Below are 24,250 nucleotides of genomic sequence, written 5' to 3'. Positions count from 1 at the left end.
CACCCTGCTCACAGGCCAAAAATAGGTTCCACACCTTGGACCCGGCGGTCCGAAAACCATCCCACAGCGATTCCCGATCCTCCCGAGACCACGATCGCTGACGAGAACGAACATTCCAGCGAAGGTCGACCGGAATGTTCACCTGCCCAGATTCTGATGTGCGGTAGCGCCGGTCAAGGGCGTGGTTGCGGGGCCGCTGACGTGGTGCACCTTGTCACTGCCGGCACCCGTGGAGGCGCTGCCGTCCAACTAACACTGCCGTCGCGCGACATTGTAGACGGAGCTGCCATGGCTGTTGCGGTGATGGCAGGGAGTTTGGGCGGACCGACGACGCGGTGTTTTATCGGCCGACCTCGAACTACCTGGGAGGTTGAACCACCGCGACCAACCGTATTCGTGCATGTGATGGAGGGATACACACCTGCAACCTATCGGGCTCTGAGGTGATCAGTGTGACCTGTGCAGGAGCGCCTCGTTCAGTGCTGGTGGGCTGTCGCTGCTGGCCGCGTTGATGAACACGGCCAGCGTCCTTGCTCCGGTCGGCGTCAGAAAAACTTCAATAGGTTCAGTTTGGCCTGCGACGTGGAGGATGAGAGTGAAGCCCTCGGACCCCACGCTCGGTCGGACGGACATCCTCTCCAGGACCGGAGGTATGTCCTGACCTATCAAGACCGAATGCCCATCCACATACCAGAGAGAACCGGCGTCGATCGAGGCTTTATGTTCAGTGCAGACATAAGCCTCGCGATAACCACCCCTGACGCCCTGACTGCCCACCACGAAGGCGGCACCTGGATTTGTACACCGAAGCACTGGACAAGAAAGCATGCCGCCACGGTACTGAGCAGATGTTGGGAAAACCATGCACGCTCCATCAAGGGAGTACCGTGCGCCATCCCTCCTTCTGTGCATCCCTCCGCAGAATCAGTCAGGACCAACCAAGCGACGGGTAAGACCGGAGCGGCCACAGAGGGGATCCGCAGAGGCCGGTGTGCCTGCAGCGGTTGGCCCGACCACGCTGGGCGTGGTGAATTGCAGACGACCATCTACGGAATGCCGAAGTGCAGACCCGGGACCTCAAGGCCCAGAGGCTCACGCCGGCCGTCATCGGAAAAATCATCGGAGCCAGCCGCGCCGCCGTGTACCGCTACCTGAGCAGCGACTCCAAGGACATACCTTGCTCCGCACTACGCCCTGAGCATGCCCGAGCCTCCGACCTCCAGCGGCAATTCTTCATGCCTGCTACGTGTCGGCGCGGCTCAGACCGAAAGCCAGTCGTAACCCCCGTGCCACACACGACTGCACCGCCTGCTGGTGCGCTTGTGGAGACAGGTAAGAGGTAACCGCGACGAGCCCTACCCGTGAGGAGACAGGAAATCAGCTCTTGAAGCGGGTTGTCGTTCCGCAGCTCCGGCATATCTTGACCGGGCGCTGTGAGCGCTTCAAGTATCAGACGACCTGGCGCCTCTTGGGCATCGCCCCTCGCGGGCGGCTTTCCTTGGACTGAAGGGTTTGTTATACGACCGCGGCGGTCGGCAGGGGGTTCCGCTCCATTGCTGCTTCACGGGACATCGTTGGGCAGAGATCGGTGATCAGCCCCGTCCCAGCGCACTCACGGACCACGCGGATACCCTCGACCGCTGACTCTTTATCCGCGAACTGCCCGGATACGGCTACGACCGACCCACCGGCCGCTATCAACTTGAACCTGAAGGAAACTCCTCCGTCACGAAAAAGCTCGAACGTTCCGGCCATAACTACCCCCTAATCACCGAGGCAAAAGAAACTGCTCGGGTTCGTCATCGAATCCGGAACTCAACGCTGCGTTCCGGTCGGCCCGGAAATGGGATAGGGCTTCCCCTATGTGACCCCAGCCACACCCAATTCACCTATGGTAGGCGTCTCATCTCGTACTGGCGAGTAATCACCTATGGGTTGGTCAGCGCAAGTGCTTTCAAAGTGCTGTTTACTAAGGAGCCTAGATTATTTTGTTTCCCCTTTTGCTAAGTAGCCTAGTCTTTTGTTCCTTGATTTTGTTGTTTCCCGCCCCTTTACTGACACAGGAGCAATACCTGATGATCAGGGTGTCGCTTTCGTCCCTGCTGCGTTTCGGAACCCCAGCTTGAAAGACAGGGCTGCAAGACACAGAAGGAGCAGCAGTGGCGGGAGAGTCAGAGTGCCTCGCCCGGGCGAGTTGGCGGGGGATCAGGACGAGATGGGGTGCGGTCCTCGAGAAGCTGGCCTTGCCGTTTGGGGAACCGGCACGCAACGGCCAGTGAATTATTTGATATGACTGCGACTGTGCCGGCTCGCGTAAATGCAGGTCAGGGGTTGAGCCGAGGGTTGAACCGGCACGCCAAGCACAGCCCGAGCTGGTTCGATCGGTGTCTGAAGATTGACGACCAGCCAGCTCCGAGCCGGAACGGGCGCGGCGCCCGGGCGAGGCGTGAGCAGTTGTGGCAGGAAAGCTGCACCGACCTTTCCGATGACGGTCCATTTGCTCGTGATCGCCATATTGGCAAGCGTCGAGCAATTCAGGTCGAAAGCTGACCTCCAAGGCACCTATCGTTCTGTTTATTGGACCCTACGAGAGGCCGGATATCGTGAGCACCACTGGAACCACCAGCACGACGACGAGCAGCAGGGAGCGGTCGGACCTGTTGGAGACGTTGGCCAAACATCGGTACTTCTTCCGGTTGACACTTCGTGACTTGACCGACGAGCAGGCCGGGCTGCGCACCACGGCCAGTGCCTTGACTTTGAGTGGGCTTCTCAAGCATGTCGCGGACACTGAGGAGGGTTGGGTGGTATTCATCCTGGGCGGCCCCGACGCGATGAGCGACGGCAAGGAAGGGAACGAGCAGGAGCAGGAAGAACCCGCCGAATCTGCCGGCGGTGGAGGCCCCCAGCGTGGCGGGACGGTGGACCCGCGGTTCGTCGTGCCAACCGGCGTGACGGTGGCGGCGCTGCTGGAACGCTACGAGCACGTGGCGCGCCGCACTGACGAGCTGGTGGGAACTCTCGACCTGGACGCCGACCACCCGCTACCTCAGGCACCATGGTTCGAGTCGGGCGCGCGTTGGTCAGCCCGGCGGGTGTTGCTACACATCATCGCCGAGACCTCCCAGCACGCCGGTCACGCCGACATCATTCGTGAGTCCCTGGACGGCGCGAAGAGCATGGGATGAACGAGCGATCATAGCCCGGCTACAGCCACCTATCCTTCCGAGCAGCGTGGACCTACTGCAGGGTGAACGGCTCCGATGGCCTATGACTCGGCAAGCCCGTCGTATGTTGACCAGAAGTCACCCATGAGTGGTGGCTGATCCAGGAGTGCTTCAAGGTAGAGGAGGCGGGTGTGCAGCCAGGAGGATAGGCGGTGACCGCAGTTCCGAGCCCGTCGTGCGTCAGCGTGAGACGGGTCGTATCCCGATGTCGGGCACTCAGCGCCTGGTCTCGTACCTGGTCAGGACCATACCGTCGGGAAACGTCCGGATCTCCACCAGGCTCAGGTTCACCCAGTTGTCCAGGGCGGTGAAGAACGGCGTGCCGCCGCCCACCAGGACCGGGTGGGTGACGATCACCTACTCGTCGATCAGGCCGGCCCGCATGGCCGCCGCGGCGAGTGTGGCACCGCCGATGTCCATCGAGCCGTCGTCGTCGGCCTTGAGCCTGCTGATTTCGGTGACCCGCCAGTGCGAGTTCACCGTCTCCCACCGTTTGCGCCCGTACATCGCCAGGCCCGTCCCCCCACCCGGTCGGACCACCATTGCAACAGCTCGTCGCTCGTTCGGCTCCAGCCGAGGTCGTCGCCGGGCGCGGCGATGTAGCCGTCCACGCTCAGGTTCATGGCGAAGGTCAGGTTGCGCGCGGCGTCAATTTCCCGTGAGTCGGTGAGCGATGTACAAACCAGCACGGTACGCAGAACTCATCAGTCAGGCCACTCCGAGGCAAGAGATTCCGAAGGACGATGGACGGCGAGTGGTTCACTCCGACGTCAATTCAGACGTCACTCCATGATGAAGTGGCTCGTCCGCGGCGAGTAGCTCGGCTTCCGACGCGAAGCCTTCACCAGCTACCGCCCCGGCGCGTGCTACAACCGCTCCTCACAGGGACGAGGACATCTTTTATGCAACAAGTGCGGCGCACCGGTACTTTGGCGCTCCGCACTTGTTGTAGCTGCACCAGTTAGGGTCTCATACCTGGTGGTGCCGCAGTCCAGTTCAACACAGCGCTGTGGTGGTGACTAGACCCGCCCGGCAGCTGGCAGCTTCTCCTGAGGACACGCCCCTCATCGGGGGGCATGGAAGTCCTCGTCAGGCTGGAGTAGCTTCAAGCCGCTTGATGACGGCGATCAGTTGGTTTCGAAGGATCTGATCAGACAGCGCAGATGATTCAGCCGGGGGATTGGCCAGTTGATCGATGCGGTGGAGAAGAGTTCGTCCTCTCGCCGTGATGCGCGTTCGTATCGACCGTGAATCCAAGGCGTCACGCGTCCTGGATACCAGTCCCTTGAACTCGAGCCTTTCGAGAACTCGCCCGATGCTCTGAGCCTGGACATGTACCAAAGTGGCAAGCTGCACCTGGGTGATCGGTCCATTGTCCGACAGGACTTCCAACGTCGTCGCGCCTACATGCGTGATGTCCAGGTCCGTCAGACGCTGGTCCTGATGGTGGTCGTTCATTCGGGCAGCAGTACTCAATAAGCGACTGGTCGTCCATTGTGATGTATCCACGTGCACCTACTTTCTCCCCCGTACCCACCGTATCCCCTGCTCAGAAGCAGCAAGGACCCCACCGCCGAGCAAGTAGGCCCTCCTAGAACTGCGGCGATGGACCGCCATGGCCGGGCGCCGCGCACCTGAGTGATACCCACTACTGAAGGCGCGTCTTCTCGTTCAGGCGAGCAGCCAATCTGTGCAGCCCGCCGCGGATGCGGCTTCTCACCATCGGTACGAGAGTGCCCACATGAAGGGCGAGCTCTGCATCCAACCGGAGAGTCTTGGGTCCGCCCTCTCCGAACACGCATCGGAACCTGTCACCTATGCCGGGGTGCAGGGATGCAATGGCGTGGTCGATGGGGCCGTTACGGTTGATAGTGGGGAAACGACGAAGGTGCACACGGGCACAGCACGCTGGGCAACAACTCGTCTGTCCGGTGGTTGTGCCCCTCGTGCGCTCCTCACCACAGAAATGAGACCCGATCATGTCCCTTCACGACCCGCATGCGCAAAGCCCTCCTCCAATGCACAACGAGCTCGATTCGCTGGAGGAGGTCAGGGAAACCCTTGCAGCTGACGTGGTCGAGATCCTCTCTGCCGTCGAGGAAGCACCGGGGGAGACCCCGACGATCCTGCCGGCGGAGCAGGTCGATTCCGGGTTGGGTGACAAGCAAGCGCTGCTACGGGCGGCAATCGGCGATCTCGAGGCGTTGGATGAGCGTCTCCATCAGGCACGGCAGTAAGCCTCCACTTGGTCACCTCGGGACCGTCGCGGCATCCTTCGGTTCGGTCGACTTGCCACCCGACCTCCAACCAGATGTCCACAAGCGACTATGACGTAAGGGAGCCGAGGCCTTGACAACTTTTATTGTCAAGATCACGATGGTGATATGCATGACGTCGAAGTTATCGAAAGCGTGGAGGCAGCTGCCGCCGTGCTGGATCCGGTCCGGGCCAGACTGCTCGGCGAGTTGGCCGTTCCAGACTCCGCCGCCGGGCTCGCCGCCCGAGTCGGCATAACACGCCAGAAGATCAACTACCACTTGAAGGCGCTCGAGACGCACGGCCTGCTCGAGCTGGTCGAGGAGCGCCGTCACGGGGGCATCACCGAACGGGTGCTGCGGGCGACCGCCGCGTCGTACGTCGTGTCCCCGGCGGCTGTAAGTGCGGCCGCTGCTGATCCGGATTCCAACGGCGACCACCTGTCGGCGGGTTATCTCGTGGCGCTGGCCGGCCGGCTGGTTCGCGAGGTCGGCGCCCTGGCACGCAGGGCCGGTGCGTCCGGTAAGGGTCTGCCGACGCTGACCATCGATACGCAGATCGGTTTCCGGTCGGCCGCCGACCGGGCTGCTTTCGCCGACGACCTGACCGCCGCGGTGCTCGACCTGGCCGCTCGCTACCACCATGACGACGGGCGCCCACACCGGCTCGTCGTCGCCGCACACCCCCTTGTTGAGGAGAACCGATGAGTACTATCCCGAACGTCCCGTACCGCCTGGAATTCAGCGTCGAGGTCCCCGGGACCCCGGAACAGGTCTGGCAGGCCATCGCCACCGCCAAGGGCATGAGCGCCTGGTTCCTGCCGACCGAGATGGAGGAGCGCGAGGGTGGCTCCCTGCACTTCACCATGGGTCCTGAGATGGGTTCGGACGGCCAGGTCACTGGCTGGGATCCTCCGCGCCGTCTCGTCTACGAGGAGGACTGGGCCGCTCTCATGGGCAAGGACCCGGAAGCGCTCAGCCCCCTCACGTCGGAGTTCCTCGTCGAGGCGCAATCCGGCGGCACCTGCGTCGTGCGCGTTACCAGCAGCGGTTTTGGAACCGGTGCCGCCTGGGAGTCGGAGTTCTGGGAGGACATGGGCCCCAACTGGATACCGTTCTTCGACAACCTGCGCCTTTACCTCTCGCACTTCCCCGGTCAGGAGGCCACACTGCTCGAGGCCACGGCCTCTCACCCCGGCGACGCGCAGGCGATCTGGGCGACCCTGAGCAATGCGCTTGGGCTGGGCGCCGTGGGTGAGGCGGTCGAGGTGCGCGGCGCTACCGGCAGGGTCGAGCGTGTTGCCGAGCGGCAGACGCTGGTCCGGCTCACAGCGCCGGTGCCCGGGATGCTGAGCATCTTCGCTTATGCCGAGGGCGACAGCACGGCGACGGCGGGCGTGCGGGCGTACCTGTTCTCCGCCGACGCGGAGGACTACGTGCGGCGCGAAGAACCTGCCTGGCGAACCTGGCTGCAGGGGCTCACCGTCCCGGCATGACCTTGGGCCGCGCAGCCGTAGGGTGCCGGGGCTGCGAGGCCTCCTGATGGCAGTTCGTCGTCGAGCATTGCGAGCGTGCACCTGGAGAAAGCGGGGTCAGGGGCAGGTGAGGGTCTGGGTGAGGGATGTGTTGCTGACCCATGTCCCTACTCGCGCGGTGAGGTTGAGGGTGAATCTGCCGGATGCGGATGGGGTTGTGGTCTGCCTGATTGTCGCGGTGGTCTGAGTCGCGGTGAGGTGCATCGTCGTGGGCGCGGAGTTCGTGCCGGACTCGCTCAAGGTAAGTGTGTAGGAGGTGGCTTTATCGACGCGGGCGAAGCCTGTGATGGTGATGGTCATCGTGCGTTCATTGGCTCGTTTGGTGCAGTCAACTGAGGTTGACAGGGACGCCGACGCGGGAATTTCATAGGTTCCCACCGTCGCCACGGCGTTGGCGGTGTTGATAAAGGAAGCCTGCGCGAGTGCGGGTCCACCGATAAGTGCTGTCACCGATACCAGGATGATGGTGAACCAGCGACGCCCTGCAGACCACGGCGAGCGTGCTCGTCCCCTGGTTCTGTCACTGGTCGAGGCGCCGGACGTGGTCATACCCTCCAGTCTCATGGGTGAGAGCGGCTCGGACGCCGAGCAGGACTCGAAGTTTCCCTCAAGATTCAACATGGGGGACGGCCGGTGGAAGGTGTGCATGAAGGTGGGGCGGGTTGAGGGCACATCCTCCTGCATGTAGTCACGCTCAAGAGTTGCGAGTCACGGCTCCACTGCCTCGTTTGCGTCACCCTGGGTCCGGACCGCTGTTGTCCCGCCAGCCCGTCGGTGACCGGCGCATCATCCGTCAGCGCCGCCGCCCTCTCCGTCCTTTCGCGTGATGAACCGATCATCGGTGGAGCACCGCAATCTCTCCGGAGGAACACCTGCGGTGACCTACGCGGTGACTGACAGAGGTCAGCGGCTGGTGGCTGCACGCTGGGTGGCGGTGAACGCGAAGTTCACGCTGCTCGTCAAACCCTGGAACGAATTGTCCGCAGCCGTAGGCAGCGTGGCAGTCACGCGCAGGTAGTCAGCACTCGACGTCGTGATCGATTGCAGGCTCGAAAGAACGATATCCGTGCCGATGATCGCGCGGGACGGCAGGACCGAAGAGACGGAGCCGGAGCAGGTGTAGGTGTAGGCAGGCGCGGTGCCGGTCTCGGTCCAGGGGAGGCTACATGCGTCGACGGCGACCTGAAGGCCGTTCACCGGGTCGCTGGTGAGCTTCGAGGCCGTACCGGTAGCGGTGGTGCTCAGGGTCACGCCACCGAAGTTCTGGTTGCCCGCGTTGGTGAGCGTCGCGGCGCGCTGGATCGTGTCGCCCGGCACAACGCCGGTAGCGGCGATGGTGAGGCGATTCGCGTCCGTGCCCGCAGCACCGAGCCGGACGTCGACCGTGCCGGCGGTGACCATCTCGCTGGCGGACGTCGTCGAGGTGAAGGAACCGTAAGTGCCAAGGCCCGCCACTGATGCTGCCACGCCGAGCAACGCGACGGACGCGAAGACCTTACCGGACGTGGTCTTCATCGAGAGGCCGGAGGTGCGGGAGATGCGTGCCATGATGAGACCTTTTTCCGTGAGACGTGCCGGTGGTGTTCCCGGTCCCCCCAGCGGGTTCCGGTGCTTCTGTATCGATTCTGATCACCAGGACTAAACCGGAGCAGGCTATACCCGCGAAGGAACAGCGAAGGAACACCGAAGACAGGTTCCCGGCTCACCCCGTACTCGCAGGCAGCCATCGGTTCAAGCCGCACGCGACCCCGAGCTTCAAAATTGGGCATTCACCCGGTTCACCGCGAATTGATTGCCTGCTCCGTCCCGCAGAAGGATCCCTCATCGAACAGGTTCTGGTGTGGGCTGATCGGTGGCTTGTCGTGCTGTCGTACTCCGTGGAGCATTGCGGAATGACTGCTCCCGATTTTCGTCTGCTGCCGGCGGGGCAAGTGGAGTTGCATGACGCACGGCGCCGACGCCACTGGTCCGTGGAGCTCGAGCCATTCGAGCTGGGTGTCGTTCCGGTCAGCAGGGATCAGTACGCGCAGGTAATGGGCCCTGGTGAATCGGCTGTCTTCTCGCCCGTGGTGGACCTGAGTTGGATGGACGCGATCCGGTTCTGCAACACGGGATCGATGATGGATGGGCTCGAACCTGCCTACGTACTGGATGAGGGCAGTGCGACATGGCAGACCGGCGCTTCCGGGTACCGGTTGCCGACGGAAGCCCAGTGGGAATATGCCTGCCGTGCTGGTACCGATGGGCCGCACTACGGGCCACTCGAGCTCATTGCATGGACTGCCGATGATCGGGTGGAAGAACCTCAGACGGTCGGGTTGCGGCAGGCCAACGCTTTCGGGCTGCACGACACTCTCGGGAACGTCTGGGAGTGGTGCTGGGATTTCCTCGACCCAGCGCGGTACGGGAACTACCGGGTCTTCCGCGGAGGTGGTTTCGCCGACAAGCGGCGGAATGTCCGCGCGTCCACCCGGCGGGGCGGAGCGCCCGGGATGAGCCATTCCGACGTCGGCCTTCGTCTGGCAAAAGGCGCGTTCCGCACACAGCAAGCAGCACAGGGTTGGTCAGCACTGGCAGATACCGAGCGGGGGACCATGGACGGGCCGCTACCGCTGGGCTGGCCGCCCCAACAGTCCTAGCCGGAACCAGCGCGCTTGCGGGCGGGTGTTGTGCAGGTAGGCGGGTCGGTCAACGGGTCAGGTGCGGAACTTCTGCTGCCGCGAGCGGAGACCGGAAGCAAGGCACCAGCATCCTCGACATCGGCCGAGGCCGACGGCGGCGACATGCAGGTCTGCTCACCCCGCTCGTTCATTCCCGGCTGCCGCAGGGATCATGTCTTCCGCCGGCGGGCCGCTGAGCGCGGTGGAGCTGCTCGCAGGTGGGCGCTGACTCGACCGAGGATGCGAGCAAGGTCGCTGGCGTCGTCGTCGCTGAGAGGGGTGAAGAGCAGTCCGCGGACGGCTTCGATATGCCCGGGGAATACCGCCTGGAGTACGGCCCTGCCTGCAGCGGTGATGGCGACGATGGTGCTGCGTTCATCGTCGGGCGAGGGGGAGCGGGTGATCAGACCCCGCTCCTCGAGCGATTGGGCCTGGTAGGTCAGGCCGCTGCGGCTGTAGACCACCCCGTCGGCGAGGTCGGTCATACGCGAGCGGCCGTCGACGGCGTCGCCCAGGCGTGCCAGGAGCTGGAACTGGACGTAACTCAGGGCGCCGACATCTCGAAGCTGTTTCTCCACCGCGGGGCGCAGGAGGCTGCTTACTTCCGTCAGGGCGAAATAGGCGCTCAGTTGTGTCGGCGTCAGGGAAGCAGGCTGTTCAGTCATCGTTCAATCATAGGGGGTTGCTTCGAACTTGAAGTGGTGTACGCTTTTCTTATCTGCTTCGAATTTGAAGCACCTAACGAAGGGAAAGACCATGAAAGCAATTCAGTTCCAGGAAATCGGCGGACCCGAGGTTCTCCAGTACGGCGAGATCGAGCAGCCCGCTCCGGCTGCCGGGCGGGTACGACTGCGCATTGAGGCGTCCGCGTTCAACGCGGCCGACAACGGCATGCGAGGCGGATTCCTTCCGATCCCGATCGAGCTGCCACACGTGCCGGGCTACGACGTCTCAGGCACCATCGACGCAGTGGGCGCGGGCGTGGATGGGCTCACGATTGGCGCCCCGGTGATCGCCTTCCTGCCGATGGAGCGCGACGGCGGAGCAGCCGAGTACGTCGTAGCACCGGCGAACGCTGTTGTCCCAGCCCCGACGAGTATCCCGCTGGCCGATGCAGCGGCGCTGCCCTCTGTAGCACTGACTGCATGGCAGGCGCTGTTCGACGAGGGCGAGCTCGAGGCGGGCCAGCGGGTCCTGATCGTCGGCGCCGGCGGCGTCGTAGGTAAATACGCCATTCAACTCGCCAAAAGAGCAGATGTGCACGTCATCGCCACGGCCAGCCCGCGCAGCATCGATGCCGTCCGCGCAGCCGGCGCGGACCAGATCGTCGACCACACCGATACGGACCTGCTCGGCGCCCTCGACGGGCAGGTCGACGTGCTGTTGAACCTTGCACCGATCGATCCGGAGCAATTCACCGAGTACGTCGCCGCCGTGCGCGACGGCGGGATCGTCGTGAGTACCACAGCGTTCATGACCACGCCCGGCGACGACACCAGAGGGGTGCAAGCGCGGACGGTGTTCGTCCTGCCCAACCGTGACCGGCTCGCTCAGCTGGTGTCCCTCGTCGACGACGGCGCACTCACCGTCGAGGTGACACGCCGGATCCCGCTCGCGGAATTGCCCGCCCTCCATGCCGAGGCCAGCACCGGTCGCATCTCAGGGAAGGTCATCGTCATCCCAGCCTGAACCAGGACGGGCGACAAGGGCTGAGTGGAAGCGCCTCTTCATTTACCTGGGCGAGTGGCTCGACCCGCGGCGCAAGGCGGTTCGACCCCAGCTGTCTCCATGTGCCTTCACATAGTGCTTCCAGACGTAGTCCCAGGGAGTGACAACCAGGATGGCGGAGACGAAGAGAATGCTGAAGAGCATGTCGGCAGTGGCTTTATTCATGTCGTTGGCAATGAGGTGGGGCAGGGCTACGAGGCCCAGCCAGAGCACTTTCCAGATCACCTCGAACAAGAGAATCGGCAGCATCTTGATGGGATATCTGAGGCCCAGGAGTGCCAGGAGCGACATGGCCGTCAAAAGGCAGAGGACTACGCCGTCCATCAGGGGCAACGACGCGGCCTGGAGGAGGAGTGGCCATTTGACGATGATGAGGCCTACTGCCATGAGGAGGTAGCCGCCACGCATCATGTGCAAGCGGAAGGTAGGCAACTCAGCCTCGGTGGGTCGCTCCATTCCGGAAATCGGGGCTCCGGGATGGCGGTCGGTCTGGCGTGGGGTTGCGGCATGCAGTGACATGTTCATGTTCCTTTGATTGATTCTGTTCGATCGGCCGATGTGGCGCGGGGAGTTGCTGGGTCACCGTCCACGGTTTCGAAACGCCTTTGTGCCGGCTGAGGTAGCCGGCCCTCGACCAGCTGTTGTGTTCATGGCTCAACGGTGGCTGAAGGGGAGGGCACCGCACATCGGCCGGCAGGCTAGGACTCCTCGTCCGAAAGGACGGCTCATGGACCCAGCTGGTACCGCCTTTCGTCGCCGTCGCATCGACGTTGGTCGCTGTTGTTCCCGCCAAGGAGCCTCTAATGTGGGCTCATGTCCGAGTCGCCGCCCCGTTTGTGGGTCGAGCTCGTGCGGCCGGCGTCACTGCTGGCCCCGAGCACGCTGCCCCACTTGGACTCGACCGGCGTACGGACCGGCCGGGACAGGGCCGTCGACGCCGTCGCCTGTTGTGTCGGCGCCGTGCTGGGGGCGCTCTTCTTGAGCCCGGATCTGCGCGACAGCGCCGTGACGTTGTCAGCGATGCAGGTTGCCGTCGACGTTTCCTGTGGAGCGCTGGCCTGCGTCTCATTGTGGTGGCGGCGGCGTTGGGCGCTCGCCGTCGCGCTCATCTGTCTCCTGTTGGGGACGTTCTCGAGTTCTGCAACGCCAGCAGGGCTCCTGGCGTTGTCCTCCCTCGCGGTGCATCGCCCGGTCCGGTCGTCGCTTCTCGTTGTTGTGCTGTGGATCCCGTCCCTTCTGCTCTTCGCCGCCTACAGCCCTACCACCGACCCCCTGACGGTGTTCTTGCAGGTCACTCCACTGGCCCTCGCAGTTACCGCGTGGGGCATGTTCATCCGGGCCCGACGGCAGCTTCTCCTCACCCTGCAGGAGCGTGCCTTGCGGGCGGAAGCCGATCAGCGTCTGCATGAAGACACCGCGCGAATGGCGGAACGCACCCGGATCGCTAGAGAGATGCACGACGTACTCGCCCACCGCATCTCCCTGCTGGCATTGCACGCTGGTGCGCTGGAGGTCCGGCCCGACCTGCCACCGGCGAAGATCCGCGAGACCGCCGAGTTGTTGCGCTCCACCGCCCGCCAGGCGCTCGAGGAGTTACGCGATGTCATTGGACTGCTCCGGGAAGAACCCGGCCAGCAGTCGGGGCCACCCGCTCCACAGCCGACCCTGTCCGACATACGGCGCCTCGTCGAGGAATCCCGCCGAGCCGGCGCGAACATCGACTTCCAGATGCACGTCGAACACCCCGAGATGGCCCCGAGCGGACTGGGACGCGATGCCTTTCGTATCGTGCAGGAGTCACTCACCAACATCGGCAAGCACGCCAATGGCACTGCCACGACGGTGCGGGTCACCGGTGCACCTGGTGCCGGCCTGCATGTGAGCATCCGCAACCGCGAGCCGCTCCACGCCCACGCCGGACCGGTACTGCCAGGTGCGGGTGCCGGTCTGCTCGGGCTTCAGGAACGAGTCGCACTGGCCGGCGGCACCCTCGTGCACGGCCCCGACGGCTCAGGGGACTTCGTGGTGGACGCCGAGCTGCGATGGTGACGGTGAAGGTACTTCTGGTCGACGACGACCCGCTGGTGCGTGCTGGATTGCGGATGATTCTGTCGTCGGCCGAGGATGTTCAGGTCGTAGGTGAAGCGGACGACGGCGTCCGCGCCGCGGCGGCGGTGCGCGAGCACCGGCCCCATGTGGTGCTGATGGATATCCGTATGGCCGAGATGGACGGTATTACCGCCACGGCCGAGTTGCGCCGGCTCGACCCACCGCCGCAGGTGATCGTGCTGACCACCTTCCAAGCCGACGAGCAGGTGATGAACGCGCTTCGGGCCGGGGCAAGCGGGTTCCTGGTCAAGGACACTCCGCCCGCCGACATCATCAATGCCGTGCGCCTCGTCGCCTCCGGCGAGGCGATCCTTTCACCGTCCGTCACCCGTACGCTGCTCTCCCACTTCAACGACGCCGCGGCGTCAGAACGCCACCGGATGGCCGCGCATCGGCTTACCCTGCTCACCGAGCGAGAACGTGAGGTTGCCGCCGCGATCGGGGCCGGTGCCTCCAATGCCGAGGTGGCTGCGACCCTGTTCATGAGCGAGGCGACAGTCAAAGCCCACGTCTCACGCCTGTTCACCAAACTGGACGTCACCAGCCGGGTGCAGATCGCCATACTCGTGCACGACGCCGCCCAATCGTGATGCTACCGAGCCTCCCGGACCAGGCTGCGTCGACCTCGGTGCTCGTCGATGGCGCAACCATCGTTTCCGACGGCGCAGGCGGTACCGGGGTTGACCTCACCAGCTACATGATTTGACCACTATCTCGATGATCGGAGACCAAGACGATGCAGGCGACACCATTTCTGACCTTCCAACCTGCCACCGGTAGTAGCGCTGCTGAAGCAATGACCATGTACGTGGAACTATTCGACGACGGCCAGATCCTTTTCGAGCAACGTCGCGGACCCGGTGACTACGGGGATGAGGGCACGATCTTTCTTGCCGAGTTCATAGTGGCCGGCCAGAAGTTCCGCTGCAGCGACAGTGCGATCACTCATGAGTGGAACTTCAGTCCTGCTATCTCCCTGTGGATCGACTGCCCCTCGATCGATGAGCAGCAGAGACTCTTCACTGCGTTGGCAGTTGAGGGTCGCGAGCACATGCCGCTCGGTGACTACGGCTTCGGGCCCTTCGGCTGGGTACAGGATCGCTTCGGGGTGAACTGGCAACTCGCAGCTCCGGCTTAGTCCTCACCGACCCGCTGCACGCGTCCTCGGCAAAAAGCGCGGCGTTGGCAGCCACTTCATCACTGAGAGCCGGCGTACTCTCCCGCTGCCGTCCTAGTGGCTATCGGTGTCGGCCCACCAAGGACCAGGCAATATCTCAAGGGACTGTCGGGGAAACTTCGTCGTTCTGGCCTGATGTAGGGTGCCTGTTTATGCCTGATGAACAAGAGCTTGGCCGGGAAACCGAAGATGAACCGCTTGCTGCCGTGTTGCAGGACGTGGTCCTGGATAGCCAGGACGTCAAGGAGTTCCTGACAGGGCTGACAGAAATCGCGGCTTCGGCGTTCTCCGGGTCTCACGGTGAGGTGTTCTGCGGTATCACTCTGCTTCGCCCCCGATCGAAAGTCACCGTTGCCAGCAGCAGCGAGAGGGCCCGCCAGATGGACGAGGTCCAGTACGGTTTCGATGACGGGCCCTGCCTGCGCGCCGCCCGGGAGGACTACACGGTCCACATCCGGGACTTCCTCACAGAGTCCGAGTTTCCCGAGTACCGCCGGGCTATCGCCTCATTCAGTATTCGCTCTGCGCTGGGAATCCCTGTCCGGCTCGACGACGGCGCAAGTGCCGGCCTGGACTTCTACTCCACGGAACCGGACGCCTTCGATGAGAAGGGAATCTCTGTTGCGGAAGGTATCGCCCGGGACGCCTCGAAGTCGCTGCGCCTGGCAGTGCGCATCGCGATACTCACCGACGCCACGAGGAACCTTGAAGCAGCGATGACCTCACGCACCACTATCGACCTGGCCGCCGGGGCGATCATGGCGCAGAACCGGTGCAGCCACGACCAGGCTATGGACATCCTGCGCTCGGCGTCATCGACCCGGAACATGAAACTGCGTGACCTCGCCGCTAGCATTCTGGCATCCATCGGACAACCAGCCCCCGTGACCACGCACTTCAACTACTAATCTTGGCTCCTCGGCTTCCCGCACCGGACACCCTCCCCAGTATCAGGTGATAGCCGAATCAACGCGCGCACCATGATGGGTCCCGGCTGTTAGTCTGGCGCCACCGCAGATCAAGGAGCACAGTGACGCCGAGTATCGACCCGCAGAACCTGACGCCCCAGCAGATCGAGCTGATCAACGAGGGCCGGAAGCTCGAGGGTATCGATCTGAGCCTGTTCGGCTACTTCGGCGGCCCCGAACTGCAGGGCGCGTGCATCGGCCGGATGCAGCTCGACGAGGACGGCCAGCTGCCGGCGTCGAACTACGACTCACCCGAGGACCGCCTGAAAGCTTTGGTACTCGCGCAACTCCTCCGCGGAGCGCTACGGCAGTCGGTACCCATCGTCCTGTCCGGGATCTTCGACGACATCTTCGCCCTGCGCACGATCGAGGCCGCCGGCACGGACGTGCAGGGGTACATCACCTCGGCCGGGGCGAACGTGGTGTCCATGCTGCCCTCGGCGTACCGGCGCCATTACACAGCTGACTTCATGCAGCGATTCGCGGTCGTAGCGGCCGAGGTGGCCGCGGAGTTCGAACTCGGATGGGACAGCCCCCGCACCTTCGCCCATGAACTTGCTGCCTATTGCTTCGCCAGGAAGGGTATTCGGCACGCCGACGCCGAATACGACACGAACCTGGGCGCAGTGAACCTCGACCGGATGACCATCGGTCTGCTTGGCGACGGCACAGTGCTGGAGGAGACATACTTTTCTGCCCCGGACGGTCAGGATCCTGAGGCGCCGGCATGGTTCGTACCCTACGACCCGGCGTCGCGCGTGAACGCGTACCTGTATCCGGAAGGGATGCCCACGACCGAACAGGTCGACCTGCTGGAGCATCAGGTCACCAGCGAGGTGCCGGAGAAGTACGCGGGAGCGCATCGGCGCCAGGCGCTGGAGGACGGGACCCTGGTAGACATCAGCCCCTACGCCTCCAGCAGGTACTTCCTGTGCCCGGTAGCCGTCGAGAAGACCGTTATCGACTCCCTGGGGTTCACGGGCCTGCCGGCTGATACCGGGTGGGTGGACCTGCTGCTGCACATCGCCTGGCACGGCGCCGCCGAACACCCTGCCTGGAAGAGCTACGACTACGTCGCATCCGGTTTCGAGGGAGAGCAGGTCTACGTCGCACTGGTCGCCGGGACCGACGGGACGGACAGTCCGGTTCTGACCATCCAGTACCTCGGTGAGGTCGAGGAGCCGGGCGTCGATTAGACGGCAGTAAGTGCGTAGCGGACCTTCACGCTGAGGCCGCACGCTTCGCCGCGGTCCTGCCGGGGGTCGTTCAGGCGCATGCCACCTGGAGGTGCGCCGCCCGACGCTGGAAGCTGCAGAGTCCCCAATGGGGTAGGTGTACTATCTGGGACATCAGCGGAGGTGGGGGACCTTGGAACGTTCTGTGGGTATGTTCGCAACCGCACGGCATCTCCTTCCAGCAACGTTGGTCGCCGTGGCTTTAGCGGGATGCTCCAGCGGACCCGGGGTGAACCCGGACACCTCGCCGATAGCCACGTCCGACTCGATCCAGGTCCCGCTCCCAGCCACTGCCGCAGCACAAACGACATCGCCGTCGGTCGAGTACGTCTCGTCCGACGGACCGTTTCCCACCCTGTGCAGCGATATCTTCGGCGAGCTGATAGCCAATGCGGCAGGTGTCGGTGAATTCGGTGCGGCTGTTTTCGTCGACACACCCGACGCTGCGTCCAATGCAGAGTCATCAGTTTGTGCCTGGAGATTTGAGGACCCCGACGCTAGGACACAACTTGGCCTGGAGCCCCCCTCCAGTCGAACCGACTACGACGTGGAAGTTGAGACGAACAAGTACGCGGGGCTCGACTTCCAGGTGGACGACGCCCAGCCGGACCTCCGGTGGACTGACGCAGATGCAGAGATCCTCATTCGCTCATTCGTAGAAGCGCATGAACGCCTGGACAGAGGGACGGAAGTCCCAAGAATTGTGCCTGACAGTAGATATCCGACTGCGAGGCATGGATCCGATGTTGTCACGGCGGTTACCGGTGATCTGTGGACTCGAATAACCTTCTGTGAATGTTTCTCGGCGGTCTGTGGTCAGGCCGCGGTAAGCATCGCTGCAGCTATAACCCCACGCGTCATGGCCGACTCGCCATCGTCCCGGTGAAGGAAACGGTGGAAGGGTGATGCACCGACTGCAGCTGTGATTGCAGCCCGGTCCATCAGTCCGGCCACTCTGCTCGAGGCTCCCACAACACCGAGGGCTTCACCGCTTGGGTCCTTTCGGACTTCTGGCCGAAATCCTCAGGAAATGAGCACTCGGTACGGTCGACTCTTCAACGCGCGTGGAGGAGATCATCGTGAGTGACAATTTCGGTCGGGATGCAGCGGAGACCCTGGTCAGTGGTCTTGGCAGGCGCAGGTTCATGGGGGTTGTCGCGGCGTTCGGGACGCTGACGGCGGCGACGGGGTGCACCAGTACGCAGGCGGCGGCGCCCGGCGGTTCGGGGACCGCCTCAGCTGCGGGGACCGCGTCAGGGGCCGCGGGGAGCACGCCGTCGGGCGGGTTCGGGGAGATCCTTCAACCCAACAGTGGAACCATCTCCGGCGACGCGTACCTGGCGTCGACCCCGGAGGACGTCCTGTGGGGGTATGTACCTACGGTGCATGCCACTCCGGTGCTGTCGATCCCCTCAGGGCAGACCGTCACGATCGATGCGTTGTCCCACGAGGGGATCCTCGAAGACCAGGGACGAAACCCGCTCGAGTACTTCGGTGGGCTCGGTGTGCCGGAAAGCAGCATCCTCCAGGACGCCGTGAGCATCGCGGCCGAGTACAACAGGACGCCCAGGAACTTCGACAAGGACGGCCCCCATATCGTCACCGGCCCGGTAGCAGTCGAGGGAGCGGAACCAGGTGATGTCCTGAAGATCGAGACCCTCGAAGCAATTCCACGCGTGCCATACGGCGTGGTATCCAGCAGGCACGGCAAAGGTGGCCTTGCCGTGCAACCGGACGTCCTACCACCGGCGGGCATCACCCTCGAGGAAGTGATGCCTCCCGTCACTACTGACAACAGGGCATCAGGTATCCCCTCGGACTACGGGAACGTTTCGGTGTTCACGGCCATCGAAGACGGCAAGGCAGTGATGACCAGTGGCGACATGAAAGTGAGGTTCGCCCTACGTCCCTTCCTGGGAATGATGGGTGTCGCGTTCGCCGAGTCCGATGGACTGACATCACCGGAAGCCAATTCTGTACCGCCCACGCTCGGCGGAGGCAATATCGACATCCGCCACCTGGGCCCCGGATCCACTTTCTACCTACCAGTGAAGGCAGACGGGGCGCTGTTCTACGTGGGTGACCCGCATATGGGCATGGGTGACGGCGAAGTCGCTCTGACTGCAATGGAAGGTTCACTACGCGGCACGTTCCGGCTCACCGTGTGCAAGCCCGGATCAGGAGATGCTCCTTCGGTTGCCTATACGTACCCCTTCGGCGAGACGAAGGACGCATGGATACCGATCGGGCTCTCCGATCCGGACGGTCTCGCTGGGGGAGGAGTCACCGGGGACCTGAACGTGGCCATGCGGCGGGCCATCATCAATGCCCTGGACTTCCTCCAGAATGATCGAGGGATGGACCGCGCCATCGCGTACGCCTATCTTTCCGCCGCCGCGGACTTCGCAGTATCCCAGGTCGTGGACAGGACCGTGGGCGTCCACGGCCTCATCAACAAAACCGACTTCGCCTAGCGACATCTTGGTGCTCAGGGCCACCAGGCATAGCGGCCCCGATCCACGGGGGAGGAAAGTGCCTCAGCCACGCAGCGCCGCTGCTTCGCCGAGCCATCGCGCGTACAGCGCCCACGGATCGTCGACGCCCGCGGAGAGGCGCCGAACATGCTCCACGAGCTCCGGTGTCACGGTGAACCACTCCGACCGATCGAGGCGGGAGTCCGCGAACTGGACGTGCCGACGGTGTTCCACCAGCCGGTCGCCGCGTTCGAACGCCAGGAGCTCGTCGTGCCAGATCTTCGCCAGGCGCTGTCGCGGGTTCGCCGTCGTACCGATCTTGATGCGGTCCCGGAAGCGGAGGTAGTAGACGACGTCGACGCGCGGCGGGGGGAGGCCGTCGTCGAGGATGTCGCCGACGCGCCACTCGCAGGCCGCGCAGGCCCAGCCGGACGGATACCGGACACCGAGCCTCGAGCCGCAGGCCCGACAGGGGCTGGGTAGCAGGTCCGTGGTTCCCCAGAGCGCGTCCGACCATTCGGCCACCAGGGCCACATGCGCCGCACAGAGCGCGAAGGGGGCGTCACCGAGGACGCGGCCGCACGGCCGCCCGTCGTCTGCCGGCAGGACGCAGCCGGACGGAGGGGTCGGGGAATCGAACACGTCGTCGATCCTTCCGGTCGGTCCGGGTCCGCGCAAGCCGACGGCCTGTCCGGGCGGGCAGGGGGCAAGCTGGCAGAATGGCGGGGTGACTTTCCCCGAGCGTGCTGCAGAGATCGACCTCGACGCCCTGCGGCACAACATCCGGCACCTGCGCGATGTCGCGCACCCTGCCCGCGTCATGGCCGTCGTCAAGGCGGACGCATACGGGCACGGAGCCGTGCCGGTCGCACGCGCCGCCGTCGAGGCCGGAGCGGCCTGGCTCGGGGTCGCCCATGTCAGCGAGGGCGTCGCGTTGAGGAAGGCCGGCATCGAGGCACCCATCCTCGCCTGGCTGCACACCTCGGGCACGGACTTCACGGCCGGCGTCGAGCATGGTCTGGACCTCGGCATCTCCGGCTGGGAACTGGAGCACGTCGTCGCCTCGGCGCGCGAGTTGGAGCGGCCAGCCATCGTGCACCTGAAGATCGACACGGGCCTCGGACGGAACGGCTGCCCACCGGACAGGTGGGACGCCCTGCTGGCCCGGGCCGTGGAGTACCAGGAGGCGGGGCTGATCCGCGTCGTAGGGATCTTCTCGCACCTGGCCGTCGCCGACGAGCCCGCGCGGCCCGAAACCGACCTGCAGGTGCAGGCCTTCCGCGAGGCGGTCGCCGCCGCGGAGAGCGCGGGGATCGACGTCGAAGTGAGGCACCTCGCGAATACCCCGGCCACCTTCTCCCGCCCCGACTGCCACTTCGACCTCGTGCGTGTGGGACTCGGCATCTACGGACTCTCACCCTTCTCGGACCAGGGCTCCGCCGATCTGGGCCTGCAACCCGTGATGACCTTCAGCACCGTCGTCTCGAACTGCAAGGAGGTGCCCGCGGGGCAAGGCGTGTCCTACGGGTACGCCTACCGGACGCACAAGCCGACGACGCTCGGGCTGATCCCGGTCGGCTACGGTGACGGCGTGCCCCGCATCGCGACGGGAGCGCCGGTCCTCGTCGGCAACCGCATCCATCCCGTGGTCGGGCGGATCGCGATGGACCAGCTCGTGATCGACTTCGGGACCACGGGCCTGGTCGATACCCCGGACAGTCCGCTGGGGAAGCGCGCGGTGCTGTTCGGCGCAGCGGACTCGCCTGCCGTCGAGGATTGGGCTGCCGCTGCCCAGACGATCAACTACGAGATCGTCACCCGGATCAGCGACCGCGTGGAGAGGGTGTACCTCGAGGCACCACGGGAGGAATCCGCTGATGGATACGCCTGAGTGGAGCGCCGCGTTCGAGGTCCGCTCGGCCGCGCAGCTGCAGCTTCTCGCCGGGAAGCTGGCGGTGCATCTCCGGCCGGGTGACCTGCTGGTGCTGTCCGGTGAGCTGGGCGCCGGCAAGACGACGTTCACGCAGGGACTCGGGCGGGGGCTCTTCGTCGCGGACCGGATCATCTCGCCCACTTTCGTGCTCGTGCGCCAGCATTCGGCGGTGGGCGGCGGACCGGGCCTCGTCCACGTCGACGCCTACCGGCTGGAGAGCGCTGCCGCCGTGGACGATCTCGACCTCGAGGCAACCATGGCGGCCAACGTCACCGTCGTCGAGTGGGGAAGGGGCCGGGTGGAGCACCTGAGCGAAAGCCGGCTCCACATCGACATAGGGCGTCCCCTCGGTGGCGGTTCAGGGGGTCTTCCCGCTGCCCTGACCACTACGTTCGACGACGACGGCGAGGACGAGGTACGCAGCGTCACCCTCTCAGGGTTCGGTCCGCGCTGGTTCGGACGGCAGCCGGCACTGGCGCTCGACTAGGCTGGACCGGTGCTTCTCCTCGCCCTCGACACCTCCGCCGCGGCCACTGTCGCGCTCCTGCACGACGACGTCGTCGTCGGCCGGTTCAGCAGTGCCGACACCCGCTCGCATGCCGAGGTCCTCGCTCCGGCCGTGCAGCGCATCCTCGCCGACGCCGGCGTCTCGGGCTCCGACCTCGATGCCGTCGTCGCCGGAGTGGGACCGGGTCCGTTCACGGGCCTGCGCGCCGGACTCGTCACCGCGAGGACCCTCAGCTTCGTGTGGGGCGTCCCGCTCCACGGAGTCATGAGCCTCGAGGCGCTGGCGTACGACGCCGTGGCGGGCGGCGCCGTCGCGGACGGGCGCGGTTTCCTCGTCGGCACGGACGCGCGCCGGGGAGAGGTCTACTGGGCGGCGTACCGAGCTCCCGCTTCCTCCGGCCGCCGGCTCCCGGAACTGGTGAGCGGTCCACACGTAGGCGCGGCGAGCACCCTCCCGAAGGGTCAGCCGCTGGTGGGCCGTGCTGCGAGCCTGTACCCGGACGACGTCGAGGGGGTCCAGGCGTTCGCCGCCGCTGACCCTGACGCCGTGTCGCTCGGTCGGGTCGCCCGATCGCGCCTGCTCGCCGGCGAGTCGCTGCCGGACACCACGCCGCTGTACCTGCGTGATTCCGATGCCAGGGTCCCCGGTCCACGGAAGCGGGCGACGGCGTGAACTTCACGCTTCGGGACCTCGCGTTCGAGGACATCGAGATGATCGGGCGGCTCGAGAACGAGCTGTTCCCGACCGACGCCTGGCCTCTCGAGATGTTCTACGCCGAGTTCTCCCGGACGGATACGCGACGGTACATCGTGGCGGAGGTCGATGGCCGGGCCGTCGGCTACGCGGGCGTCATGGTGATCGACACGACGGCGGACATCCAGACCATCGGCGTGCTTCCCCGCTTCGAGGGTCAGGGCATCGGGCGGGCCATGCTCACCGAACTGCTCGATGAGGCCCGCCGCCGTGGGGCCGACAACGTGATGCTCGAGGTCCGTGCCGATAACCCGCGCGCTCAGCAGCTGTACACGAGGTTCGGCTTCGAGAAGATCCACACGAGGAAGACCTACTACCGCGACGGCGTGGACGCCTGGGTCATGCGACGTGTCCTGTCGGACGGCGGAGGCACCACGCCATGACAGCCATGCAGCCCCTGGTCCTGGGGATCGAGTCCTCCTGTGATGAGACCGGCGTCGGCATCGTCCGCGGTACGCAGCTGCTGACCAATACGGTGTCCTCCTCGATGGACGAGCATGTGCGCTTCGGTGGCGTCATTCCCGAGATCGCCTCGCGTGCCCACCTCGAAGCTTTCGTGCCGACCCTGCAGGCGGCGCTCGACGACGCCGGGGTCACCCTCGATGAGATCGACGCCCTTGCCGTCACCGCCGGTCCGGGTCTCTCGGGAGCCCTGATGGTCGGTGTCTCAGCCGCCAAGGCGCTCGCCGTCGCCACGGGCAAACCGCTGTATGCCATCAACCACCTCGTGGCACATGTGGGCGTCGGGATGCTCGGCGGGACCTTCGCGGACGGCCTGCCGCCGAATCTGGGCGCGCTCCTCGTCTCAGGCGGGCACACGGAGATCCTCCGCGTCGGTAACATCGCGAGCGACGTCGAGTTGCTGGGGTCCACGATCGACGACGCCGCAGGCGAGGCCTATGACAAGACAGCGCGCATCCTCGGCCTCGGCTATCCGGGCGGCCCGGCCATCGATCGTCTGGCCAGGGAGGGCGACCCGAAGGCCATTCGTTTCCCCCGCGGCCTCTCGCAACCCAAGTACATGGGTACGGCGGAGGAGCCCGGACCGCATCGCTACGACTGGTCCTTCAGTGGGCTCAAGACCGCGGTCGCGCGCAGCGTGGAGCAGTACGAGGCCGCGGGACTCGAGATTCCGGTCGCCGATATCGCCGCGTCCTTCCAGGAAGCCGTGGTGGACATCATCACCATGAAGGCCGTCCTCGCCTGTCAGGAGCACGGCATCTCGAACCTGCTGCTCGGGGGAGGGGTGGCGGCGAACCGGCGGTTGCGCGAGGTGGCTGCCGAGCGCTGCGCCGCCGCGGGCATCACCCTGACCGTACCGGCGCCGTCGCTCTGCACCGACAACGGCGCCATGGTCGCAGCCCTTGGTGCGCAGATCGTACTGAACGGGGGGCTGCCGAGCGGCATCGCCTTCGGGCCGAACCCCTCGTTGCCCGTCACACGCATCGTCATCGCCGGCGAACCGGGGCCCGACGGGCCATAGACACCCGACGACTGTGACCGCGTCTCCGTCGAGCTCGAAAGGCGGGAGGAACAGGAGCGCGAGCGCCCTGCCGGGTCTGCCCGCCGCTCCTCCTTCCGAGACAACACGTTGGAGGATGTCCTGATCCGGAACGTCCTGCTGAATGCGCACAAGCGGAGGTTGTTGGCCATGCCCGACTGAGCTGGATGCCCGATGAGATCTGTTG

Annotated in this window: 25 protein-coding genes and 1 pseudogene; 18 read left to right on the top strand and 8 right to left on the bottom strand. The window is 64.8% G+C overall.

What is annotated here, in order from left to right:
- Positions 1-1,515 precede the first annotated feature (1,515 nt).
- Positions 1,516-1,755: a YegP family protein gene (locus D6T63_RS13335; RefSeq protein ID WP_120149525.1), complete on the bottom strand. Its 240-nt coding sequence runs from the start codon at positions 1,753-1,755 to the stop codon at positions 1,516-1,518.
- An 848-nt stretch (positions 1,756-2,603) separates the two neighbouring features.
- On the opposite strand from D6T63_RS13335, the gene D6T63_RS13330 reads away from it, so the two are divergent.
- Positions 2,604-3,188 (top strand): DinB family protein, encoded by a 585-nt coding sequence (locus D6T63_RS13330; protein ID WP_220725935.1) that lies wholly within the window; start codon positions 2,604-2,606, stop codon positions 3,186-3,188.
- Between the two features lie 255 nt (positions 3,189-3,443).
- On the opposite strand, the pseudogene D6T63_RS13325 reads toward D6T63_RS13330, so the two are convergent.
- A pseudogene (locus tag D6T63_RS13325) lies at positions 3,444-3,850 on the bottom strand (dihydrofolate reductase family protein).
- Positions 3,851-4,316: 466 nt separating this feature from the next.
- The gene (locus D6T63_RS13320; RefSeq protein WP_147394377.1) at positions 4,317-4,736 is read right to left on the bottom strand and encodes a MarR family winged helix-turn-helix transcriptional regulator; all 420 of its coding nucleotides are present in this window, start codon (positions 4,734-4,736) and stop codon (positions 4,317-4,319) included.
- 470 nt (positions 4,737-5,206) lie between these two features.
- Here D6T63_RS13320 and D6T63_RS13315 point away from each other — a divergent pair, with 470 nt between their 5' ends.
- The 3 genes from D6T63_RS13315 to D6T63_RS13305 all read left to right on the top strand — a co-directional run bounded on the left by D6T63_RS13315 (position 5,207) and on the right by D6T63_RS13305 (position 6,978).
- On the top strand, positions 5,207-5,464 hold the full coding sequence (locus D6T63_RS13315) for a hypothetical protein (protein ID WP_120149522.1): 258 nt from the start codon (positions 5,207-5,209) through the stop codon (positions 5,462-5,464).
- A 147-nt stretch (positions 5,465-5,611) separates the two neighbouring features.
- Complete coding sequence (locus tag D6T63_RS13310; protein WP_120149521.1) at positions 5,612-6,190, top strand: winged helix-turn-helix domain-containing protein; 579 nt, start codon at positions 5,612-5,614, stop codon at positions 6,188-6,190.
- Positions 6,187-6,978 (top strand): SRPBCC family protein, encoded by a 792-nt coding sequence (locus tag D6T63_RS13305; RefSeq protein ID WP_120149520.1) that lies wholly within the window; start codon positions 6,187-6,189, stop codon positions 6,976-6,978. Before D6T63_RS13310 ends, D6T63_RS13305 begins: the two co-directional genes overlap by 4 nt.
- Positions 6,979-7,074: 96 nt before the next feature.
- On the opposite strand, the gene D6T63_RS18975 is transcribed toward D6T63_RS13305, so the two are convergent.
- Positions 7,075-7,566: a hypothetical protein gene (locus tag D6T63_RS18975; RefSeq protein WP_147394376.1), complete on the bottom strand. Its 492-nt coding sequence runs from the start codon at positions 7,564-7,566 to the stop codon at positions 7,075-7,077.
- A gap of 354 nt (positions 7,567-7,920) precedes the next feature.
- On the bottom strand, positions 7,921-8,565 hold the full coding sequence (locus tag D6T63_RS13290; protein ID WP_120149517.1) for a TasA family protein: 645 nt from the start codon (positions 8,563-8,565) through the stop codon (positions 7,921-7,923).
- Positions 8,566-8,909: 344 nt separating this feature from the next.
- Between D6T63_RS13290 and D6T63_RS13285 the strand changes: the two genes are divergently transcribed.
- Positions 8,910-9,656 (top strand): formylglycine-generating enzyme family protein, encoded by a 747-nt coding sequence (locus tag D6T63_RS13285; protein ID WP_120149557.1) that lies wholly within the window; start codon positions 8,910-8,912, stop codon positions 9,654-9,656.
- Between the two features lie 191 nt (positions 9,657-9,847).
- Here D6T63_RS13285 and D6T63_RS13280 read toward each other — a convergent pair whose 3' ends face one another.
- A complete protein-coding gene (locus D6T63_RS13280; protein ID WP_120149516.1) occupies positions 9,848-10,342 on the bottom strand; it encodes a MarR family winged helix-turn-helix transcriptional regulator in 495 nt (164 codons plus the stop codon).
- Between the two features lie 91 nt (positions 10,343-10,433).
- Between D6T63_RS13280 and D6T63_RS13275 the strand changes: the two genes are divergently transcribed.
- Positions 10,434-11,366 carry an NADP-dependent oxidoreductase gene (locus tag D6T63_RS13275; protein ID WP_120149515.1) on the top strand — a complete coding sequence of 311 codons (933 nt, stop codon included), beginning with the start codon at positions 10,434-10,436 and terminating at the stop codon, positions 11,364-11,366.
- Between the two features lie 42 nt (positions 11,367-11,408).
- Here D6T63_RS13275 and D6T63_RS13270 read toward each other — a convergent pair whose 3' ends face one another.
- On the bottom strand, positions 11,409-11,924 hold the full coding sequence (locus tag D6T63_RS13270) for a hypothetical protein (RefSeq protein ID WP_182976998.1): 516 nt from the start codon (positions 11,922-11,924) through the stop codon (positions 11,409-11,411).
- Positions 11,925-12,218: 294 nt separating this feature from the next.
- On the opposite strand from D6T63_RS13270, the gene D6T63_RS13265 reads away from it, so the two are divergent.
- The 7 genes from D6T63_RS13265 to D6T63_RS13240 all read left to right on the top strand — a co-directional run bounded on the left by D6T63_RS13265 (position 12,219) and on the right by D6T63_RS13240 (position 19,368).
- Entirely contained in the window at positions 12,219-13,454 is a 1,236-nt protein-coding gene (locus tag D6T63_RS13265; protein WP_120149514.1) for a sensor histidine kinase, read from the top strand.
- Complete coding sequence (locus tag D6T63_RS13260; protein ID WP_120149513.1) at positions 13,448-14,104, top strand: response regulator transcription factor; 657 nt, start codon at positions 13,448-13,450, stop codon at positions 14,102-14,104. The genes D6T63_RS13265 and D6T63_RS13260 overlap by 7 nt, the downstream gene beginning before the upstream one ends.
- A 146-nt stretch (positions 14,105-14,250) precedes the next feature.
- Positions 14,251-14,652 carry a VOC family protein gene (locus tag D6T63_RS13255; RefSeq protein ID WP_120149512.1) on the top strand — a complete coding sequence of 134 codons (402 nt, stop codon included), beginning with the start codon at positions 14,251-14,253 and terminating at the stop codon, positions 14,650-14,652.
- A gap of 191 nt (positions 14,653-14,843) precedes the next feature.
- Positions 14,844-15,599: a GAF and ANTAR domain-containing protein gene (locus D6T63_RS13250; RefSeq protein WP_120149511.1), complete on the top strand. Its 756-nt coding sequence runs from the start codon at positions 14,844-14,846 to the stop codon at positions 15,597-15,599.
- 122 nt (positions 15,600-15,721) lie between these two features.
- Positions 15,722-16,855 (top strand): hypothetical protein, encoded by a 1,134-nt coding sequence (locus D6T63_RS13245; protein WP_120149510.1) that lies wholly within the window; start codon positions 15,722-15,724, stop codon positions 16,853-16,855.
- A gap of 268 nt (positions 16,856-17,123) precedes the next feature.
- A complete protein-coding gene (locus D6T63_RS18970; protein ID WP_147394375.1) occupies positions 17,124-17,780 on the top strand; it encodes a hypothetical protein in 657 nt (218 codons plus the stop codon).
- A gap of 193 nt (positions 17,781-17,973) precedes the next feature.
- On the top strand, positions 17,974-19,368 hold the full coding sequence (locus tag D6T63_RS13240; RefSeq protein ID WP_235830740.1) for an acetamidase/formamidase family protein: 1,395 nt from the start codon (positions 17,974-17,976) through the stop codon (positions 19,366-19,368).
- Positions 19,369-19,431: 63 nt separating this feature from the next.
- On the opposite strand, the gene D6T63_RS13235 is transcribed toward D6T63_RS13240, so the two are convergent.
- Positions 19,432-20,010 (bottom strand): GIY-YIG nuclease family protein, encoded by a 579-nt coding sequence (locus D6T63_RS13235; RefSeq protein WP_407923747.1) that lies wholly within the window; start codon positions 20,008-20,010, stop codon positions 19,432-19,434.
- Positions 20,011-20,095: 85 nt separating this feature from the next.
- On the opposite strand from D6T63_RS13235, the gene alr reads away from it, so the two are divergent.
- The 5 genes from alr to tsaD are packed head-to-tail and all read left to right on the top strand — an operon-like array spanning position 20,096 to position 24,045.
- A complete protein-coding gene (alr, locus tag D6T63_RS13230; protein ID WP_120149509.1) occupies positions 20,096-21,259 on the top strand; it encodes an alanine racemase in 1,164 nt (387 codons plus the stop codon).
- Positions 21,246-21,788 carry a tRNA (adenosine(37)-N6)-threonylcarbamoyltransferase complex ATPase subunit type 1 TsaE gene (gene tsaE, locus D6T63_RS13225; protein ID WP_120149508.1) on the top strand — a complete coding sequence of 181 codons (543 nt, stop codon included), beginning with the start codon at positions 21,246-21,248 and terminating at the stop codon, positions 21,786-21,788. The genes alr and tsaE overlap by 14 nt, the downstream gene beginning before the upstream one ends.
- Before the next feature lie 9 nt (positions 21,789-21,797).
- Positions 21,798-22,481, top strand: coding sequence for a tRNA (adenosine(37)-N6)-threonylcarbamoyltransferase complex dimerization subunit type 1 TsaB (gene tsaB, locus D6T63_RS13220; RefSeq protein WP_120149507.1), 684 nt, complete (start codon positions 21,798-21,800; stop codon positions 22,479-22,481).
- Positions 22,478-22,945, top strand: a complete 468-nt coding sequence (gene rimI / locus D6T63_RS13215; protein ID WP_407923746.1) for a ribosomal protein S18-alanine N-acetyltransferase — start codon at positions 22,478-22,480, stop codon at positions 22,943-22,945. The genes tsaB and rimI overlap by 4 nt, the downstream gene beginning before the upstream one ends.
- Complete coding sequence (gene tsaD, locus D6T63_RS13210) at positions 22,942-24,045, top strand: tRNA (adenosine(37)-N6)-threonylcarbamoyltransferase complex transferase subunit TsaD (RefSeq protein WP_120149506.1); 1,104 nt, start codon at positions 22,942-22,944, stop codon at positions 24,043-24,045. The genes rimI and tsaD overlap by 4 nt, the downstream gene beginning before the upstream one ends.
- The last annotated feature ends 205 nt before the right edge of the window (positions 24,046-24,250 follow it).

Source organism: Arthrobacter cheniae (assembly GCF_003602275.1).
Classification (GTDB): Bacteria; Actinomycetota; Actinomycetes; order Actinomycetales; family Micrococcaceae; genus Arthrobacter_D; species Arthrobacter_D cheniae.
Note: the sequence above shows the minus strand (reverse complement) of the source record. Positions and strands in the feature narration are given on the sequence as shown.